Below are 19,984 nucleotides of genomic sequence, written 5' to 3'. Positions count from 1 at the left end.
TACAACTTCATAACAAGGGGCTTCGTACTTTATAACATTCGTATCTTAAAGTACATGTAAGTCAAGCCCACTTACACTATGGAGGTTATGAGAAATGAAGAGTAAAAATGTGAAATCAGCCCTCGGGGTAATCGCGATTTCCGGTGGTCTGCTAGCCCTCACTGCTTTGGCAGTGCCCAAAATCGTCGCTTATACTACAGTGAACCAGAATGTGTCTCAAGCGAACGTTTCCTACACGCAAGAACTCAACCAGAAGCCAGCTGTTCAACTGGCGAGCAGCCAGATCCCGGTACTTAAGGTTGCAACCAAAACACCGGTCTCGACGATCAAGTCGTATTTTGAGCGCACAGTCACTGCTGAAGAAATTAAGCAGATTAATGAGTATGCAGAGAAGGCCAGGCTCACTGGCAAGGATGAACAGCTTACGCGGCAATTTACGGACCAGGAGAATAAGCGGCGGATGTTATTGGATGATCAATACAAGTACGATGGCTTACGGCCCAAGCAGAAGCTACCTTTGAAATCAGGGAGTTCCGAATTTTATCTGGATCAAAGCAAATTTACCTATGTAATTCCTAAGCGCGAACTGACTGATGAAGAAATGCTGCAATTGATCGACTGGAATTATCGCTTTAATTATGTGGTAAGCCTCAATCTTGTCGTGGCACAGCCAGATAAGAAGGACATCAGTCAGGATGAAGCCCTACGCAGAGCAGAAGAGAGCGTAAGCCGTCTATTCGGTGTCGATCTCTCAAAGTTGCAGGCTCAGACCTCATATTATAAACCTTTTCCTGATTCGAAAGGGCAATGGTTCGTTAATTTTCTACCTTACCGTGCAGAGACACTGCGGGCTCAGGATAAGTCTTATTTCATGTATAATACGTTCGTGGATGCAAAGAGCGGGACCGTACTTGATACCACGATAGTGGACCTGTCCTATAAGAGAACGCCGATTACAGCAGCTATGAATAAACAGATTAGCCAGGATTCCAGCTGGCTTCAAGCCGCTAAATCCATTGTGGTGGACAAGCAGGGCGAGACCCGTGCGATAACCAGCTCCTCTATCATTAAAGACAGTGCATATGACAAAAGCGGAGTAGTAGCGGTCTTGGTCAAACTGAAAGACGGTAGCTCCTACACGGTAGAGCTGCGCTATCCGGAGAAGACTCTGCGTTGCCTGATCTATACACCGGTTTCCAAGTAATGAAGTGAACCAGCGTTATAAACTTCTTTAGTATTTACAACCTACAGCAAGCCCCACTCGGGGCTTGCTGCTCTGCATTTTGAGAGCTGGTGGATGACTATTGTGAGAGCAGGCATGGGTATAGGAATTTCTTTTTACAAGAAGGGATGGTTAGATGCTAGATATTAAATCCTTACAAGAATGTCCTCTTCGTCAAAATGAGCTTATTGAGTATGTCAAAAAACGGTGGCCAAAAGTACAACAAGCTGTGCTCCCCTATATACAAGAAAGTTTAATCTCAAAAGATGAGGAGTTCCCTTTTACATTTTTGCTGTTGAAACATGATGTAATCATCGGGTTTTATCAATTAATTGAGCAGGAATTTATAACTCGAAAAGATTTATCACCTTGGATTGCGCCATTGTTTATTGACGAAAGTGAGAGGGGCAAAGCACTAGGAGCCGTTTTGTTGGAGCATGCCAGAAAAATAGCTGGGCAACTAGGTTATGCAAAAGTCTACTTGGCGACGGATCATATTCTTTATTATGAGAAATATGGATTTAAGGAAATAGGTCTGGATAACTTCGAGTGGGGACGGCCCACCAAAATATATGAACATGACACTATTACATAAATGACCCAAATGACCCAAATGGAAAGCAGGAGTTATCATGGAACATATCTTCGAATTAACAAAAATAAAGAGTGAAGAAATAACGATACTCGAACTGCAGGATGCAATGGATAGAGGGGATGTTAGTTCTAGGGAACTTGTTATGTATTACATGTATCGGATAGCAACGTTTGACCAGAGTGGTCCCATGATAAACTCTATTATGGAAATGAATCCAGATGCGATTTATATTGCCGAGGCATTAGATCAGGAAAGGAAATTAAGCGGAGCACGAAGTCTTCTACATGGTGTGCCTGTATTATTGAAAGGAAATATTGAAACGAATGATAAAATGCATACAACTGCGGGCGCATTAGCTTTGGAAAACCATGTTAGCTCGAACGATGCTTTTCTTGTCCAAAAACTAAGGGATGCTGGGGCCATTATACTTGCAAAAACAAATATGACGGAATGGGCAAATGGGATGTCATCATCCATGTGGGCTGGGTATAGCTCAATAGGAGGACAAACCAAAAATCCATACGGTGATCATTTTCCGGGAGGTTCCAGTACGGGTTCTGCCGCTTCCGTTGCAGCCAACTTTTCAACAGTAGCCGTGGGGACAGAGACGTCTGGCTCTATTTTAAGTCCAGCTGTGCAAAACGCAATAGTTGGTTTAAAGCCAACTGTAGGTCTAATAAGTAGATCAGGCATAATTCCATGGTCATATTCTCAGGATACAGCTGGACCTATGGCAAGGAATGTGACAGATGTTGCGATCTTATTAAATGCGCTTACGGGAAAAGATGAAAGTGATCCTGCTACTTGGAAAAATGAATATTCTACTATGGACTACACAGCATTTTTGGATAAAGACGGATTAAATAAAGCGACCATAGGCGTTTTTAGAAATGCTCTACCTAAGAATTATTGTGACATGGGTGAATATGATGAACATTTATTTAATGATGCTGTGGCTAAATTAAAAGGTTCTGGAGCCAACATAATAGAAGATATAGATATTCCATCGTTCCATAGAGAGTGGAAATATAACAAAATGAATCTTGAATTTAAGCATTCCGTTGAAAATTACTTATATAACCTTCCGGCTCAACTTCCTGTCCATAACCTAAATGAATTGATGGAATGGAACGAGCGGAATTCGGAAAAGGCTTTGAAATATGGACAAGATATGCTGAACTATCGATCACAGCTAGATAAACCGTTGAATCATTCGGAATATATAGTAGAGTCTATCTCTGACTTATATTATTCGCAAAATATGGGGATCGATCATGCTTTAGAAAAGTATGGATTGGATGCAATCCTGTTTCCTGCTTATGTCGGAGCTGTTTTAAGTGCTAGAGCAGGTTATCCAACTATAGCAGTGCCCGCAGGCTTTCAAGAGAATAGAAGAGCCTTTGGGATCACATTTGCAGGAACGGCATTTAGTGAACCGACACTCATTCGGATTGCATTTGCATTCGAACAACAAACGAAACACAGGAAAATGCCGGCTCTAAAGAAATGAAAGATGAATTGAAAATTAGAAAAAGGTGCATTTACAAACGAACGTATGTTTGCTAAAATGTTAATGTGGATAAAAATACCAAAGTGAAGAAAAAAGCGTTTGAGATTAGCAATCCATAAGAAACAACTCAAGTTGAATTCTGCTAAAATGTAGTTAATGTCTAATGTAGATATCCCTCATGAACAAAGGAGAACTGAAAATGAGAAAACTCGTTCTATTTCTTCACGCATCGCTTGACGGTTTTGTAGAAGGGCCGAATGGTGAAATGGACATTGGCTGGGTTTCCTACGATGCTGATTTGGAGAACCATGCGAAAGAAATTCTGAGTACTGCCGACACTGTCATTTGGGGACGTGGGACTTATCAGATGATGCACAGTTACTGGCCATCTGTCCCTTCGAACCCATCAGCTTCGCAGCATGAACGGAATCACGCCGAGTGGATCGAAAAGACAGCCAAAATCGTTTTTTCCACGACGCTGGAGAAAGTCGAATGGAATAATTCCAGACTCGTGAAAGAAGCTGTCGAGAAAGAGATCAATATCCTCAAACAGCAGCCCGGCAAGGATATGGTCATCCTCGGCAGTCCTAGATTCGCACACCACCTTATGCAGCTTGATTTAATTGATGAGTATAAAATTACGGTTTCTCCCGTCCTGATCAGTAAGGGATTGCCATTATTCCAAGGTCTCAAGGAGAAGAGAAATCTTAAGCTAATCGAGAACAAGACCTTTGATTCTGGAGCCATAGGTCTCGTTTACCAGACGGTAAGATAACCTTGCCACTTAAGGTGATTGCTCACGGGGAACGTTATTGGAACGACAACAGCGGCAGTCTAAGACTTTATTTATCAAGTCTTGGTCCGCCGCTGCTTCTTTTAATGGATCCAGTCTAATACTTTATTTTTACCAAACACTAATCAGATGTTGGTTCTTTCATAAACCATGAAATATGGGTGCATCGCTTACAAATAAGGATGGCAGCGTTTTTGTTCGCCCAGTCAAAGCCTAAAAATGATGCGCCGCTTGTGTTAAGCAGTTTATAATCCAGATCAAAAGTATCGTTTTGACAGCAAGGACAGATTATTGGTGCGCCTGCAGCACTGTATCTCATTTTAAAAACCTCCTGTGGATTTGTATAATACTTTAACGTATTTGAGGTTATTCAGGTTTCGTGCACTTGAACTTACTAGTTAATTTGGGGTGAAGTTATGTTTAGCTGGAAAAAAGCTTTGTCAAAGGTATGTGAACTTTATTTTTCATCCAAAATGAATTCGAATTTAGAATGGATCTTGGTTGGCTCGGTCGGTTCGGTTCTTCAGGGCTGTGAAATGACCCCAGGAGACGTTGATATTTATACAAGGAATAAGGAAGGGCCTGACCAATTTGCAGAACTTCTTAAAGAATTTTCCCTTTTGGATAAATGTGAATTTCCTCATGGGGATAACTGGTTATCTTCTTTAGAAGAACCTACATTCACTCAAACCTTTTCTTCGGGATTTTCTTGGACAAAAGGGAGTTGGATAATCGATGGATTTAAGGTGGAGGTTGTTCATATTTCCAATTCAGCTGGAATTCCTGATTCTATGGATGGTGGGGGGATATGGGAAGGTGGACAATTCATTTGGAGCCATTTCAAAAACGTGGAGATCGGACCGTATACTATTCCTACGGTTCCGTTAGAAATACAGTTGGAATCTAATTTAAGACGAAAAAGATCAGATAGGACACAAGCGATTATCGCTGCATTACAAAAAAATGGCTATGATAAAGAACTAATCGATAAAGCCTTATCAAAGGAACACTTATCTTATTTTTATTCCCAAATTGGTTAGGCTGAGAAGGCGAGGGACTGATTTTGACCTATAATATTATTGAATACTGTTTAAAAAAGAACGGAGCAACAAAGGACTATCCTTTCGGATTCGATCCATTGGTGATTAAGATTGCCGGTAAAATGTTCGCGCTTATTTTTGAGAATAAGGGGAATTCTGCTTACATAAATCTAAAATGTGATCCGGTGATTGCAGGGAACTTGCGAGAGCAGCATGAGAGCGTTCGGCCAGGATACCACATGAACAAAAAACACTGGAATACGATTGTTTTGGATGGCTCCTTACCAGAGTCGGATATCTATTTAATGATTGATCATTCTTACGATAGGGTTGTCCAAAATCTTCCCAAGAGCCTCCGACAAACGATCTACTGAATATGGCATTAATTTGTCGTTTAAATGGTAATGGACTGGTATAATATGGTTTATAATCATGGAAAGGAGTTGTTTTTATGTCTGACTTTTTTAATTCAGGACCTAATCCCAATTTGTCGGACCCTGCAGGTCATAAAGCAAACCATGATGTAAATGCGCAAAAATATCATACTGAAGGCGTTCCTGGATTTTGGAGCGAGGTAACCAATCTGTTGATCGTTGTGGCTATAATTGCCGTCATTTTTTTAGTTATAAGGTTTGTTTTATGATTACCCTGGTTTAGAATGAAGATATTGACTTTTAGGAGGCGGTTCCATTGGTAACTATCATTAGGTGGACAGAATTTAGAAGGATAACGCCTACTCGTCCATAAACTGCGTATTTCCTTCTGAATGAGGGTACTAGATGCAAGAATATAACATTAGTACAATGAAAGACTTTTCAAAGCATTACATTGACCAAATCCGAATATTAGAACACCTTTGCAAGACGTCCGACAGGTCAAGTTTGAGGGTGGGTGTAGAAAGCCTTAAGGAGATAGACGGAGATGAGGCATTCTTGTGCCAGATCGATAACCAATTAGTTGGATTTCTCAGTTGGTATACTTCGGATGGCATCGAAGCTAATATTAACGGAATGGTTCACCCGGACTTTCGTCGCCAAGGGGTATTCCACGACTTACTGAAAAGTGCCGCAGCAGATATGCAAATGCAAGGCATACAAACTTGCCGTTTTAGGATACCTTCTAATTCTGAATCAGGGATGGATTATATCCGGCATTTAGGGGCAAGTGCTGCACCGTCTGAATTCCTCATGGTTTTTAATCGGGCACAAATCGCTGGATCAAGCCACTCCGGTTTAGTTGTGCGATTGGAAGAAGATCAGGATTTAGAGTTCATGGTTAAATGTTCATCACAAGCCTTTGGTGATTCAGAGTCCTGGACTAGGAATTATTTAACTCGTACCAGAGAACCGGCACGGATTACTTACATTGCTGTGGACAACATGATTCCGGTTGGGATGATCAGAGTCAATGATTTAGATACAAATACTGCGGTTATACATGATTTTTGTGTGCTTCCTTCGTGTCAAGGCAGAGGATACGGTCGTGAAATTCTTTCAGAGGTAGTTAAAATCTTGCGAGATCAGAAGAATTCCCAGATTCGTCTTAGCGTGGTCACTCAAAATAGAAATGCATTATCCCTCTATCAGTCGGTTGGGTTCGAGGTGACTGCGGAGTTTAATTACTATGTAATTTCCGTCGATATGATTTGTTAAGGAAGCGGCGCTACTCATGCGCCTCTTCTTTTTTTATCATGCCCTTCTAATTATCACACTGAATCTAGCTATAGTTAATACTTATAACCTGTCATAGCGCATTGGTAGATCGGTATAGTCAGTCGGTTATGCTATATTAATTCTAATAATTTGTTTACGAGGAGATTAATATATGAGCATTCAGACCAAACCCCAAAAACGAACCGTTACTCCATTTCGATATGATATCGTGGGCAGCTTCCTGCGCCCCCAAGCGTTGAAAGAGGCTAGATTAAAATTCAAGAATGGTGAAATTACTGCCGAGCAGTTGAAGGAAGTAGAGAACGACGAAATCGTTAAGCTCGTGCAGAAACAAAAAGAGGTGGGGCTTCAAGCGGTAACTGATGGTGAATTCCGCCGCTCTTGGTGGCACCTCGACTTCTTCTGGGGACTTGACGGTGTAGAACGGACAATTATTGATCAAGGTTACCAATTTAACGGTGCAGAGTCCAGACCAGAAACAGCCCGACTGACCGGGAAAATAAGCTACAGCAGCCATCCTTTTGTTTCGCATTATGAATTTTTAAAAGATGCTGCTGGTGAGGACGTTGTTGCGCGTCAATCGATTCCTGCGGCTGCACAATTCCTGTTCGAGCTAGATCGGGCGGAAAACAAAGAAAGCACAAATGAATTATACCCGAATCGTGAAGAGCTTATCTCGGATATTGCCAAAGCATACAAAGCATCGATTCTTGCCTTCTATGCAGCGGGCTGCCGCAGTATTCAAATCGACGATTGTACGTGGGGAGCGCTTTGCGACGAACAGTTTATAGCGTTTATGAATCAGATTGGCGTGAACGTAGCTGAATATGCAAGCGAACTTGCAAAATTGAATGAGGAAGTTGTAACCGGTCTGCCGGAAGATCTTGTTGTAACGACCCATGTATGCCGGGGCAATTATGTTTCGACTTATGCTGGAGTAGGTGGAGGCTACGAGCCTATCGCGCAAACGCTTCTTAATATCAATAACTACTCGGGTTATTATCTGGAGTTTGATACCGAACGTGCAGGCGATTTCAAACCATTGCGCTTTTTGAAAGACAATCAGCAGGTTGTGTTAGGTCTGTTCTCATCCAAATTTGGTGAGCTTGAAAGCAAGGAGGATATTCTGAAGCGTATTGAGGAAGCGAAGCAATACGTTGATCTAAACCGGATTTGCCTTAGCCCGCAATGTGGCTTTGCTTCCACGGAAGAAGGCAACCACCTGACTGAAGAGCAGCAATGGCGTAAGCTTGCTTATATTAAAGAAATTGCTGAAGAGATCTGGAACTAACTTTAATTAAAAATAGACAGAGATAAAGATAATGCACCTTTAGCCATTCGGATGTTTATCCGTACAGTTAAAGGTGTATTTTGTTCTACAGCGATTTTACCGATATACTTGGCTAGTTCTATCTATACCGTGACGGAGGATTAGGGAAAACCTCCCTAATAAAAGCCGATAATTGCTCTAAATGAATGAAATTAAGGAATAACTCCCTAAAAACAGAGCAATATCAAGATTTACAGCCAAATCACTTAAATTTCAGGGAAGAATTCCCTGATTATTAGTCTGGTGACCAGAATCCTCAGAATATTAGGGAGGTTTTCCCTGATTATCTCCAGGGCGAGCATATGATTGAGCTTTACGGAGTTTTTGTGCCACGCTCAGTATAAAAGAAATCACCCCCGTTTAATAAACGGGGGTGATTTAGCCTAAGAAGTAAGAGTGACAGCTTTTAATTGTCTTTAGAGTGTCTTTCGCCAACCTGGAATTCATCGGCATGTTCAAACATATATTTCACGGTCAGAGGGTCTTGACCAGTAAGTTGTTTGAAGTCGTCCGTATAAACATCCATTTTTCCTTCACGAATAGCTTGTCCGAAAGTAACCATACCTTCTGAAGAAAAGGGTGCTTCGGAGCCTTCTTTAAATGCACCATCGGTGGTTCTAGGCACGCCCATTGCTTCGAATACGGCATAATTTTCTTCATCCGTATTTTCTTTGTAGGTGATATGATTGCCCGTTACTTCATTACCAATCTTAATGAAGTCGGTAATTGTCATCAATTCAAGCCCGTTGATATTTAGAATCGCTTCCTGATAGTTATTGGAGGCTAGGGCATACGCAACGGCTTTTGCGCAATCCTTCCGCGAGATATAAGCCATTTTACCGTCACCTTGATTGTTTGTTAATACCCCGTCACCCTTCACATACGTAAAGTAATTGGTTATCATGGCTTCCGCGTATTGGGAATTCCGAAGGAAGATATAATCTAGCCCAACGCTTTGAATATAACGTTCGGTATACACATGGTCAATTTTTTCTACGCTTGGATTGCTTTCATCGGCTGCGTTGACCAAAGAAGTATAAATGATCTGTTTGACTCCAGCTTCTTTGGCAGCATCGACCACATTTTTTTGTGCATTTTGACGTTTCTCTCCAACAAAAGGCATGGAGATTAGAGCGAGTTTATCGGCATGAGCAAAAGCTTCGGCAAGGCCTTCCTTGTTATTAAAGTTGGTCACATGTGTTTCAATCCCTTGTTCCGCATATTCTTTCAAACATGCCGGATCGTAAGCGCAAAAAATGATTTGGTCTTTATCTACCAGCTCCAACAAGTATTCCGCCGCTTGCTTCCCTAGATTTCCATCGACACCAGTCAACAATAATTTACCCATGATCGTTGTCACTCCTTGTGGATATGATTTATACCCTTATAGTATGTGAAAAAAAGAACATAGTCTAACACATAAAACTTATGGTCGATTGCTAAATCCAATTTGGATTTGTTGCAGGAAGGAGGGCAAGGCCGGGTTTGTATTATTTTTGAGATAACCTGCTTCGATTGCAAAGGTATGGTGTGAATCATCTAAAGGAATTAGCCGGACTTCATCTTGAAGATAAGCGAGCTGATAGTTATCCGGGAAAAAGCCAATCAAATTCTCTGTGATGATATAAAACAATTCTGTCTCCACATCGTCTGCGGTTCGAAGAATGTTCGGCTGATAGCCGTCTTCAATTGCATGCTGGATCATTAGATGATAAGAGTTTCCAATAGCTGTTGGATTCAGCATGACTAGGGGATGTTCATATAACTCCTCTTTGGCGATCGATTCATGATGAAAGAGAGGATGGTGATGACTCACAGCCGCACAATAACGTCCCTTATATAAGGGATAGGTTACAATGTCCTCTTTTCCCTGAAACTCGGAATCAAAGGCAATAGCCACGTCGTAAATCCCTTTTAGCAAGTATTCTGCAATATCTTTTAGCAATACTTTATTCAGTTCCAGCTTAATATTCGGATGATGATCCTGAAACGAGGGAATCAATTTCAACAAACTTTGGATATCCGTCATCGCCGCATATTCGATACTCAGGGATTGCGTATTATACTTTTGAAAGTTTTCCATGCTCAGCTTCATATGATTATATTGCTTCCAGAGGATGAGAGCTTCGCCATAGAAAAGCCATCCGGCTTTGGTTGGCTCAATAGGGATCTGCTTTCTGTCAATTAATTGAATGTTGAATTCCTCTTCAAGCGCGGCGATTTGTTGACTAATGGTGGTCTGCGATACATAGTTCTTTTTAGCTGTTTCCGTAAAATTTCTGCATTCCACGAGATCGATAAAATATTTAATCCTTCTTATGTTCATAGTATCCTCCGCCTGACGCTGTTTGCTTTTATTATAACCCAGAAAGTAAAAAAGAGAGCCTCGTTTAGAGACTCCCTTTGTTGTACTACTCTTATTTTGTATAGTTATCGAAATAACCTTGGATATAAATCATTGGTGTTCCTTTATCGCCACTACCAGAAGTCAAATCAGATAATGATCCAATCAGGTCAGTTAATCTACGAGGTGTAGTCCCTTGGGCTTCCATCGCACCAACTAGATCATCATTTTTATTCTGGATGTATTTAGAAATGGCTTGTTTTAACTCTTCACCACGAAGATGAGAGAAGTTGTTATCGGCCAAGTATTTCAATTTCACTTCATTTGGTGTTCCATCAAGTCCGGCAGTGTAAGCAGGGGAGACAACTGGATCTGCGAGCTCCCAGATTTTTCCGACTGGATCTTTGAATGCTCCATCGCCATAAACCATAACTTCTACAGTTTTACCTGTAATTTCTTTGATTTTTGCTTGGATACCATCCACGATAGGCTGGCAGTTGTTTGGAAATAGCTTTACACTTTCTTCTGTAGCTTTGTTTGATCCTAGCAGACCATAAGCTTCGTTAAAGCCGCTGCCATCGATTGATTGTGTAAGAATATCATCCAAACCAAATACTTTTTCAGCACCGTTGTTTGTGAGAATGCGTTTGGTTCTGAAGCGAGTGTGAATATCGCAAGTTAATACATTTTTTGTATAGTTTAAAATGGTTTTTGGGTTGTTGGAGAAGATGACTTCACAAGCCACACCTTCAGCTTCAATTAAACCTTTATAATATTCAATATAGTCAACCCCTGTGAATGGGTGCTTAATATAGCCGAAAAACTCACGGAACTGAGCTTCTGTTAATACATCCGTCCATGGATTGATACCTTTAGCATCTAGTTCGTCGATGTCTACAAGGTGGTTGCCTACTTCATCAGCTGGATAGCTTAACATTAGGACTACTTTTTGTGCCCCTTTGGCAATACCGCGTAAGCAGTTAGCAAACCGGTTACGGCTAAGGATTGGAAAAATGACCCCTACAGTTTCTTCGCCGAATTTCCCCTTTATATCAGCAGCAATATTGTCAATCGTTGCATAGTTTCCTTGTGCCCGAGCAACAATGGATTCAGTTACGGTCACAATGTCACGATCTTCGATCGAAAAACCCTCGACTGTTGCTGCTTTCAATACCGTCTGAACTACGATTTCTTCAATGTTATCCCCATTGTTAATGATAGGTCCGCGAAGTCCACGTACAACTGTTCCAACTACTCTTTCCAATATGATCTCTCCTCTAATAAGGGTATACTCTATATTATTAAAATGGTTTTAAAGCCAATATTACTATACCCTTTTAGAGCGATATAAGTAAAATTAATGTTTATAATATCTAATATAAAAATGATTTATAGTTAAGGAGGATTACAATTGGCGCGTGTGTTATTTATTAATGGTGGATCAGAGGGACATATTAATCCCACGATTGGCGTTGTGGAAGAGCTTATTTCTCGTGGCGAAGAGGTAGTGTACTTTTGTATAGAAGCTTATAGAGAACGTATGGAGATGACGGGGGTTACAGTACGAACATTTGACGATCAGAAATTTATACAAGCTTTTATCTCAGGTGGAAGAAATTATGTACTCGAAAGAATCAACGGTCTATTACTTACGACAGATATAGTTATTCCAAGCGTTCTTGAACAGATCAAAGGGGAGCATTTTGATTACATCATCCATGATTCTATGTTTGGTTGTGGACGTTTGTTAGCTCAAATTCTTAGGCTTCCGGCCATTAGCTCCTGTACTTCTTTTGCGCAGACAAAAGCAGCATTCGATGAAATGTTAGAACAATTTTATACTACAGTTCCTGCAGAAGTAACTAATCCTATAAAGGATAAATTCCAAAGCTTGACGCAAATGGTGAAGGGCAAATATGATGTGGACATCGAATCCCCTTATGAAGTGTTTTGTAATCCTGCCCCACTTACTATCGTTTATACAACTAGGGAGTTTCAACCTGAGGGAGAAGCTTTCGACCCGTCTTATATCTTTGTAGGACCCTCCATCTCTTCACGATTAGCTCCAGAAAACTTCGACCTCATGGCAATTAAGGGGAAAAGTCCAATTTACATTTCACTCGGCACAGTTTTTAACCAAGCCATTGAATTCTATAAACTTTGTATTGAAGCATTGGGGAACACGGAGCACACTATTGTGATGTCAATTGGAGATAAAGTCCAAATCACGGATTTAGGGGAAATTCCGCAAAACTTTTTCGTGAAAAATTATGTTCCACAAACGGATATCCTGCAATACACAAAGTTATTTATTACACATGGTGGAATGAACAGTATCAATGAAGGGCTTTATTACGGGGTTCCGCTAATTGTAATTCCACAAAGTGCGGATCAGCCAATAATTGCGGATCAAGTCGTCCATGTCGGAGCAGGCATTAAGTTACAAATGCAAAGTTTAACTGCAACTCAACTACGAGAAGCAGTAGATCATATATTAAGCGATTTATCTTATAAAAAAGCTGTCTCCAATATCAGTGAATCGTTTCGGAACTCGGGTGGGTATCGACGAGCTGTTGATGAGATTGTTCGGGGAGGGGGAGTCGTATGAACAAAATGGACCGGTTGTTAGCTATAGTGCTTGAACTGCAGCGTAACAAAATGTTGCGGGCGGAGGATTTGGCTGCTACGTTTGAAACGAGCGTAAGAACGATCTATCGGGATATTCAGGCACTGAGTGAAGCGGGCGTTTCCATAATAGGAGCGCCAGGGCAGGGTTACTCCTTAATCGAGGGGTATTTCCTGCCACCCGTTAGTTTCACGCTGGACGAAGCAGTGACATTGCTTATAGGAACTGATTTTATCGAGCAGCGGTTTGATGCACACTATGGTAATAAGGCTAGAAGTTCTAAAGCAAAGATAGAAGCCATCCTGCCGGAAGCTATCCGCAGTGAAGCATCACAGATTCGCAAAAGTTTTCGTTTATTTGCATCCGCAGAAGATATAGCACCCATACAAGAGAAGGCATGTTTGGAAGCCATTCGTGGAGCGATATTGGAGGGAAGGAAAATAAGATTTCGTTATTCCAAAAGAATCGCCGAAGCCGATGGGAACCGTCAAAGTATTCGTACGGTTGCTCCTTATGGACTTGTGCTTCATCACGGGTCATGGGTACTCATCGCCTGGTGTGAATTGCGTCAAGACATCCGTCATTTCCGGTTATCCCGAATGAGGGAGCTTATTAATCTGGAAGATGAATTTATACTGCCAGCAGATTTTCATCTGGAGGTATACCAACCTCCTGATGATCGCAACGTTCATGTGCTTATCTTAGTCCAAGCTGACATAGCCGATAAGGTAAGGGAATCAAATAATTTCTATATGGAAACTATTGAGGAGCATGCGGAGGGGGTACTTGTTACTTTTCGCGTTCGCGAGCCAGGGGAATTGCTGCAATGGGTGCTTGGCTGGGGAGGCGGTATGGTTGTGCTGGAGCCCGAATCTTTCCGTGATCAGGTTAGAAATGAAATAGAAATAATGTTAAAACGCTACTGACATAACGCTGTCAGTAGCGTTTTTGTATACTTGGACCATCAATGACTACAGGAGCTGATATATGATGATTACAACAAAAGAAGTCTTACAACGATTTGAAGAAACTGCGACATACTATATTCAAGAATTAGAGCGATTCAATCTGGAGCAGTTGAAGCAAAAGCCGAGTGAAAACGCCTGGTCCATCGGACAGATGTTTCAGCATCTCATTAACTCGGCGCTATATATGCAGCTTCGTAATATTGATCAATGCCTTGTGCTAGACCAAGATCCCTTAGTAGCTCATGTGGGGAAAACTGAGGATGGTGCGGCTATATTTGCGCAAGGAAGCTTTCCGCCCATTCGTATTCAGGTTCCGCCTTCCGCCCAATATACGCCGGAGCAGCCGGAGAGCAAAGAACAATTAATTCAAGGGTTACGTACAGTCATTCAAAGAATGAGAGAGATCGAACCCTCTCTTGAAAAAGCGTCCAAACAAAATACCGTATCTCACCCGCGATTTGGTGGACTATGCGCGGAGGAATGGTTCCTACTTATTGAAATGCACTATCGTCATCATCTTCTGCAGCTGGAGCGGTTAAACAAAGAGTTGTTGTTTAATTCCATATTTGCACCTAAAGAAGGGTTCATCAATAACATTCAGGTTGTGAAAGGATCATAAAAAGAGTTTGAATGGTCTTAATTTTCTGAACCAAGCGTGGCCTGAACGTGATTCTTATACTCACTAGGATTAACACCAAAGTGTTTTTTGAATAACCGGGTGAAATAAAATTGATCGTGTATACCGATTTGCGTGGAAATTTCTTTAATGTATGGATTCCCTTTAAGTATTAATTCTGCAGCTTTTTCCATTTTCACAGTATTAATGTAGTGAATGATGCTTTGCCCCACTTCTTCTTTGAAGATTCTGGACAGATAGTTCTCACTTAAGTTGACATGCTTGGCAATCAGAGATAAGGTGAGCTTCTTCTGATAATGTGTGTTGATATAGTCAATCGCTTGTTTAACATCTCTATTGTGTGTAGTTACGATCTGTTGCTTTTGATGGGAGAATAGTTGGAACACAAGCTCCATTATAGATAGAACGTCAGTGGTACGTTTACTGCTGGCGATATTTTCTATATAGGTCTTCAAAAGCTTTGGATCCTCGACAATGAGATGGGCATCGCATAAGGGAAGATAATGCAGACAATTTACGATGAACTTTTTGGTTTCAGCAGGATTAATTTGCTTGGATTTACAGATGTCGAGAAATTGCTGAGTTGCTTGATTAACGGCTTCAACCCCTGAAAGCTTCCAGTTCTGAATTAATTGCGTCGAGAAATCATGTACATCCTCGAAGTCCAGCGTATCCTTTAAATGAACATCCTTTGGATCTATAATCGTTATTTCGTTGTAAAATTGGATTTGCAAGGATTCTTTACATCGCTCTAGGGTTCGTTTTGCTTCAGCATATCCCCGTACAGGATCAGAAAAAACAATAGTAGGGGTGATAGAAATATACATTTTGATTAACCGAATGACCCTCTGGATAAAGTCTGTGCGGATAATTTGATGATCGTCTAAGGTATCACAGGAGATTAGAAGCAGCAGCCCATTAGATTCTAGCTGAATAATTTCTAACTGATCTACGGTCTCCAAGATATCCAAGATAATGTTTTCAATAAAGGATACGGAGATGTGATTTTGTCTTTCGTTTTGGGTGGCGTTATTCTGCTCAAAAGTAATGTAGAATAAATAACAGCTGCTTTCGCTGAAAGCGAAACTTATAGCATCATGCTGATCAAGCTGCTGCACATCGTAATAAGGATCGGTGAAATAATCTTTTAGCAGCGCATTTTTCACGCTTTTTAAATTGTGTTGTAATAACTGTGTTTGGGTCTCCTGCTGCTGCCTAGATTGAAGCTGCTCTTGAATTAGCTTCGTAGATTTCTCCAGCAAATGGATCAAATCCCCCGTTTTCATACTAATCTTCAGCATGTAATCTATAGCCCCAAGCACTAAGGCTTCACGAACTAACTCATACTCCCCGTGGTTGCTCGCCACCAGAATTTTTCCTGCAAACCCTCTGTTATTCAGTTCTTTTATCAGCTGCAGACCATCCATATTAGGCATTTTGAGATCTGTAATGATGATATGGGGATTAAACTTGTCTACAAGTGTTAAGGCTTCAACTCCGTCAGAGGCAGTAGCACAGATCATGTATCCAAGCTCTTCCCATGGAATCATGGTTCTGAGCGCGACTTTAACAATAGGTTCGTCATCCACTAGCATTACATTATACATAGGATACATAGTATCACCCCTTAAGTTCGTATGTTTGTTTAGGGATAATTAGGCGGCAGCAGGTTCCATGACCCATTGAGCTTGTGATGAACAGCCCGTAACTCTCACCGTATTGAAGTTTAATGCGATCGGCCACATTTGAAATTCCGATACCCGACAGATTGTCAGCTTTTTCAGATTTGGTGGTGTCAAACCCTTTTCCGTTATCGATGATCTCAATAATAAGGGTGTATTCATTTTTTGCGTATACCTTAATTTGGATTAGAACTTTTCCTCCTATATCTGTAACTCCATGAAGAATCGCGTTCTCTGCGATCGGCTGCAGGATGAGCTTGGGGATCATGCTCTGTAATAAAGACTCATCCAAGTCATATTCAATGTCAAACCTGTCGGCATAACGTATTTTTTGAATGGCAAAATAATGATCCAGATTGTTCAGCTCCTGCTTGATGGTGATTTGCTCATCTTGATCGATAATGGTACTACGCAGCAATTCAGCTAGTGAGGAGATGCCGTCGCTAAGGACGGGAACCTGGTTAATCATCGCCAGCCATCGTAAGGAGTTAAGTGTATTAAAAAGAAAGTGAGGATTAATCTGCGATTGCAGCATTTGCAATTCGAGCGAACGTCTTCTTTTCAGATCTTTCTTTTGATCCTTCATCAGCTGTTCCATTCTACTGACCATGCTGTTAATTCTATTGGCCAACACGCCCATTTCATCGTTGCTGTGATCTTCGATCCGGCTTGATAGATCACCATAAAAAATTTGATTGCAGAAGACGATGATTTGTTTGATTGGTTTCAGGATGCTTTTATACAATACGATAATAATTAGAATACACACGACTACAATGATGCTGACAACAATAAGTAGTCCAGTGGTGATTTTACTTGTCTCTGAATTGATATAAGAGAAGGGCACGGTAGAAATCATGTACCAGCCTAATTGATTATTGTTAATATAGGAGATTTGCTGCATTTTGCCATTGACCATGCCTTGGAAGGAATGGTTTTTCTTTGCCTCTTGTGTCTTGATTTGCTTAAAAAGTTCATCTTTATAATAGGGTTCTCCTAGCGGAGTATCCTTTTGATTCGAGGACATTACTTTTCCCTCCCTATTCATAATAAGGAGACTGGAACCTGTACCTAAATCCACACTGGAAAGAATGACTTTTGAAAATAACTCCCCACCAATAAAAACAAACACATGACCTAAGGGAACGCCAATGTCATCTTGATCAAAAATTTTCCGGCCCAGGACAATGGTATTGTAAGCGCGATAGCTTTTTGCGTAGTTAAGACTGTCATAAGGGGCATTGAGCTCTACTTGTTTCATAATTTCTTCATACTTAGGATTGGGGATGCCATCGTAGCCTAATTCATAAATAGGTTGGTTCTTGGCGTCGATGACCCGAACGTTCTGGACATATCCGGGGTAGATGGTTCTATATAAATTGTCCATGGCATGATTAATGGCAGCATTGCTAGGAGCGGGTTCATTTGGTGCTGCCGATAAACGCTCCTGAATAATACTATTGGTAGAAACAGAGCCTGCAAGATATTGATAGTTGTTAAGTTCACTTAACATCGTTCGATTAAGCAGCGTTAAAGCCTGAAATGTGGATTTACTTAATTTATTGTTAATAGATTTGGAGTAAATGGTGTAGGAGTAGAAACCTATAAAGATGATTGGGATCACGGATACGATTAAGAAAATGACGGTTAAGCGATTTTGAATTTTAACCTTGCGCATGATTTGCGGAGGATTAGGAAAATGCAGCTTCCCTTTGCGTCGACTCAGGTGGATGACCTCCCATTCACTATCTTTTACTTACAAGTTAACATAAAAAGAACAATGGAATATATATGCAGCGGCGAAAAGTGAGAATAATCTATGGAATGGATAATATTATCCATTCCGTTAACGGCTAAATTTACAGGTTATGTGACCCTGATGAATAAGCTTATACGAGCTTGCATTGGAAGATGGATAAGATAATACATAGGTAGGTTTGTATTGTAAATGTAAATATAGCGTAAATCCTTCTATACTTAAATTATTAAAAAAGCGTTTACAAGAATATCTTAAGGAGGGCGTTTATGAAAAAGACTATGAGTACATTATTAGCAGTGATGCTGCTAGGTGTGGGGTTGCTCGGCTGTGGGAACAGCAATAATAAACCTGCTGCCTCTAATGAATCAGATTCAACGAAAGCTGCGAGCACCGCGCAAGCTACAAGTACAACGAACGCCGAGAAGACTAAAGAAGAACCTGCTAAAGATTTTGATAACAAGGAACTTAGCATTGCTGTATTCCAAGGGGGATATGGTGCGGATTATTGGAATGAAATTGTCAGCAAATTCGAAAGTACTTATCCAGGTGTGAAAGTGAACATGACGATTAATCCTAAAGTTGGTGAAGTAATCCGGCCGCAGATTGTTGCGGGTAATCCTCCCGACTTCCTATCCGTTACAGATACAGAGCAAAGTGGCATCGTGCTTTCATTGATTAAAGAAAAAGGACTGCTAGATATCAGCGATGTATTTGAAAGCAAAGCGCTTGATAAAGAGGAGACGCTTAAGGATATGATTCTACCGGGGATGCTGGACAGTACAAGATTTCAGCCCTATCAAGATGGAAAGACGTACCTCGCACCTTTTAATGCTGGACCGATGGGCTTGATTTACAATAAAACACTGTTCACAGAAAAAGGCTGGAGTGTTCCTGAGACTTGGGAGGAGTTCTTTGCTTTAGGGGATGAGCTGAACAAAGAGGAGAACTATCTGGTTAATGCAGATGGAACCAAAACGAAGCGGGCTTTATTCACTTACCAAGGCATCTATCCGGATTATTTGGAGGAAATTCTCTACCCGGCCATTGCGAGTGCGGGGGGAAAAGAAACGCTGGATAAAGTCTTTGCTTATGAGGAAGGTTCATTTAAGAACGACACGATCAAAAAAGTACTGGATATTTTCTATAAAATCTCTAAAGACGGTTATCTGATGGACGGCACGGTTGCCTTGAACCATACACAGTCGCAGACCGATATGATGATGGGTAAAGCTTTGTTTATCGTAAACGGGAACTGGATGGAAAATGAAATGAAGGATTCACCTAGAGAAAATGGGTTTGAATTTGGGATGACAACAGTACCTGTGTTCAATAAAGGCGATCAGAAGTATGTGCTTTCCAGCTACGAGCAATTCTCCATCCCTGCTAAGGCCAAAAATCCTGAGCTCGCTAAGGAATTCTTAAAGTTCCTGTATACCGATGAATCTGTAAAACTATTTGCGGAAAAAGCGAATGGGGCGTATGCGCTTAACGATGCGAAGGAGCTGTCTAAGCCATTTTTGACTAAAGGTGTCTATGACATGTTTGAGGCTTATAATGGTTCCATTTCTATTTTACAGGGCTGGCAATCGTTACCGAAGGGTTCCAAGGTTAGTGTAGTCACCGAAATGTTCAAGAATACGGTCACACCAGTGATGACAGGCCAAATGACCACAGATCAATGGATGGATAATGTGGAAAAAGCTTTTGCACAGATTCGTAAAGAGAAAGCGGCTAGTAAATAATCTATAGTATCTCATGCAAATGCATCCTGTTAGGAATGGATAAGGTTATCTATGAACGGGATG

At 41.0% G+C, this 19,984-nt stretch carries 19 protein-coding genes; 13 read left to right on the top strand and 6 right to left on the bottom strand.

Annotated elements, in window-relative coordinates; translation table 11 throughout:
• The first annotated feature begins 94 nt into the window (after positions 1-94).
• From MHH50_RS22345 to MHH50_RS22330, 4 genes are all read left to right on the top strand, one after another.
• The gene (locus tag MHH50_RS22345) at positions 95-1,204 is read left to right on the top strand and encodes a hypothetical protein (RefSeq protein ID WP_340033404.1); all 1,110 of its coding nucleotides are present in this window, start codon (positions 95-97) and stop codon (positions 1,202-1,204) included.
• Positions 1,205-1,358: 154 nt separating this feature from the next.
• On the top strand, positions 1,359-1,817 hold the full coding sequence (locus tag MHH50_RS22340; RefSeq protein WP_340033403.1) for a GNAT family N-acetyltransferase: 459 nt from the start codon (positions 1,359-1,361) through the stop codon (positions 1,815-1,817).
• Positions 1,818-1,854: 37 nt separating this feature from the next.
• Complete coding sequence (locus MHH50_RS22335; protein ID WP_340033402.1) at positions 1,855-3,327, top strand: amidase family protein; 1,473 nt, start codon at positions 1,855-1,857, stop codon at positions 3,325-3,327.
• Positions 3,328-3,526: 199 nt separating this feature from the next.
• Positions 3,527-4,102 (top strand): dihydrofolate reductase family protein, encoded by a 576-nt coding sequence (locus MHH50_RS22330; RefSeq protein ID WP_340033401.1) that lies wholly within the window; start codon positions 3,527-3,529, stop codon positions 4,100-4,102.
• Positions 4,103-4,241: 139 nt separating this feature from the next.
• Here MHH50_RS22330 and MHH50_RS22325 read toward each other — a convergent pair whose 3' ends face one another.
• Positions 4,242-4,439, bottom strand: a complete 198-nt coding sequence (locus tag MHH50_RS22325; protein ID WP_076130220.1) for a hypothetical protein — start codon at positions 4,437-4,439, stop codon at positions 4,242-4,244.
• 97 nt (positions 4,440-4,536) lie between these two features.
• Between MHH50_RS22325 and MHH50_RS22320 the strand changes: the two genes are divergently transcribed.
• The 5 genes from MHH50_RS22320 (at position 4,537) to MHH50_RS22300 (ending at position 8,124) form a co-directional block, all read left to right on the top strand.
• Positions 4,537-5,160: a hypothetical protein gene (locus MHH50_RS22320; protein WP_340033400.1), complete on the top strand. Its 624-nt coding sequence runs from the start codon at positions 4,537-4,539 to the stop codon at positions 5,158-5,160.
• 23 nt (positions 5,161-5,183) lie between these two features.
• Positions 5,184-5,534: an MmcQ/YjbR family DNA-binding protein gene (locus MHH50_RS22315; protein WP_076281353.1), complete on the top strand. Its 351-nt coding sequence runs from the start codon at positions 5,184-5,186 to the stop codon at positions 5,532-5,534.
• 77 nt (positions 5,535-5,611) lie between these two features.
• Positions 5,612-5,803 carry a hypothetical protein gene (locus tag MHH50_RS22310; protein ID WP_076104342.1) on the top strand — a complete coding sequence of 64 codons (192 nt, stop codon included), beginning with the start codon at positions 5,612-5,614 and terminating at the stop codon, positions 5,801-5,803.
• A 244-nt stretch (positions 5,804-6,047) separates the two neighbouring features.
• On the top strand, positions 6,048-6,812 hold the full coding sequence (locus MHH50_RS22305) for a GNAT family N-acetyltransferase (protein ID WP_340033399.1): 765 nt from the start codon (positions 6,048-6,050) through the stop codon (positions 6,810-6,812).
• A gap of 172 nt (positions 6,813-6,984) precedes the next feature.
• Positions 6,985-8,124 carry a 5-methyltetrahydropteroyltriglutamate--homocysteine S-methyltransferase gene (locus MHH50_RS22300; protein WP_076104344.1) on the top strand — a complete coding sequence of 380 codons (1,140 nt, stop codon included), beginning with the start codon at positions 6,985-6,987 and terminating at the stop codon, positions 8,122-8,124.
• Between the two features lie 445 nt (positions 8,125-8,569).
• On the opposite strand, the gene MHH50_RS22295 is transcribed toward MHH50_RS22300, so the two are convergent.
• The 3 genes from MHH50_RS22295 to MHH50_RS22285 form a co-directional block, all read right to left on the bottom strand.
• On the bottom strand, positions 8,570-9,511 hold the full coding sequence (locus tag MHH50_RS22295; protein ID WP_076217959.1) for an NAD(P)H-binding protein: 942 nt from the start codon (positions 9,509-9,511) through the stop codon (positions 8,570-8,572).
• A 78-nt stretch (positions 9,512-9,589) separates the two neighbouring features.
• Positions 9,590-10,489, bottom strand: a complete 900-nt coding sequence (locus MHH50_RS22290) for a LysR family transcriptional regulator (RefSeq protein WP_076194987.1) — start codon at positions 10,487-10,489, stop codon at positions 9,590-9,592.
• A gap of 91 nt (positions 10,490-10,580) precedes the next feature.
• A complete protein-coding gene (locus MHH50_RS22285) occupies positions 10,581-11,771 on the bottom strand; it encodes a coenzyme F420-0:L-glutamate ligase (RefSeq protein ID WP_340033398.1) in 1,191 nt (396 codons plus the stop codon).
• A 147-nt stretch (positions 11,772-11,918) separates the two neighbouring features.
• Between MHH50_RS22285 and MHH50_RS22280 the strand changes: the two genes are divergently transcribed.
• The 3 genes from MHH50_RS22280 (at position 11,919) to MHH50_RS22270 (ending at position 14,720) form a co-directional block, all read left to right on the top strand.
• Complete coding sequence (locus MHH50_RS22280; protein ID WP_340033397.1) at positions 11,919-13,115, top strand: macrolide family glycosyltransferase; 1,197 nt, start codon at positions 11,919-11,921, stop codon at positions 13,113-13,115.
• Positions 13,112-14,059 (top strand): YafY family protein, encoded by a 948-nt coding sequence (locus tag MHH50_RS22275; protein ID WP_076130229.1) that lies wholly within the window; start codon positions 13,112-13,114, stop codon positions 14,057-14,059. The genes MHH50_RS22280 and MHH50_RS22275 overlap by 4 nt, the downstream gene beginning before the upstream one ends.
• Before the next feature lie 67 nt (positions 14,060-14,126).
• Positions 14,127-14,720, top strand: a complete 594-nt coding sequence (locus MHH50_RS22270) for a DinB family protein (RefSeq protein WP_076130254.1) — start codon at positions 14,127-14,129, stop codon at positions 14,718-14,720.
• Between the two features lie 17 nt (positions 14,721-14,737).
• On the opposite strand, the gene MHH50_RS22265 is transcribed toward MHH50_RS22270, so the two are convergent.
• Positions 14,738-16,354, bottom strand: a complete 1,617-nt coding sequence (locus MHH50_RS22265) for a response regulator (protein WP_340033396.1) — start codon at positions 16,352-16,354, stop codon at positions 14,738-14,740.
• Positions 16,355-16,358: 4 nt separating this feature from the next.
• Positions 16,359-18,098, bottom strand: a complete 1,740-nt coding sequence (locus tag MHH50_RS22260) for a sensor histidine kinase (protein ID WP_076130231.1) — start codon at positions 18,096-18,098, stop codon at positions 16,359-16,361.
• Positions 18,099-18,445: 347 nt separating this feature from the next.
• Between MHH50_RS22260 and MHH50_RS22255 the strand changes: the two genes are divergently transcribed.
• Positions 18,446-19,921 carry a carbohydrate ABC transporter substrate-binding protein gene (locus MHH50_RS22255; protein WP_340033395.1) on the top strand — a complete coding sequence of 492 codons (1,476 nt, stop codon included), beginning with the start codon at positions 18,446-18,448 and terminating at the stop codon, positions 19,919-19,921.
• Positions 19,922-19,984 lie beyond the last annotated feature (63 nt).

It is taken from the genome of Paenibacillus sp. FSL H3-0302 (assembly GCF_037982245.1).
GTDB classification, from domain to species: Bacteria; Bacillota; Bacilli; order Paenibacillales; family Paenibacillaceae; genus Paenibacillus_AQ; species Paenibacillus_AQ odorifer.
This window is presented reverse-complemented; position numbering and strand designations above follow the sequence as displayed.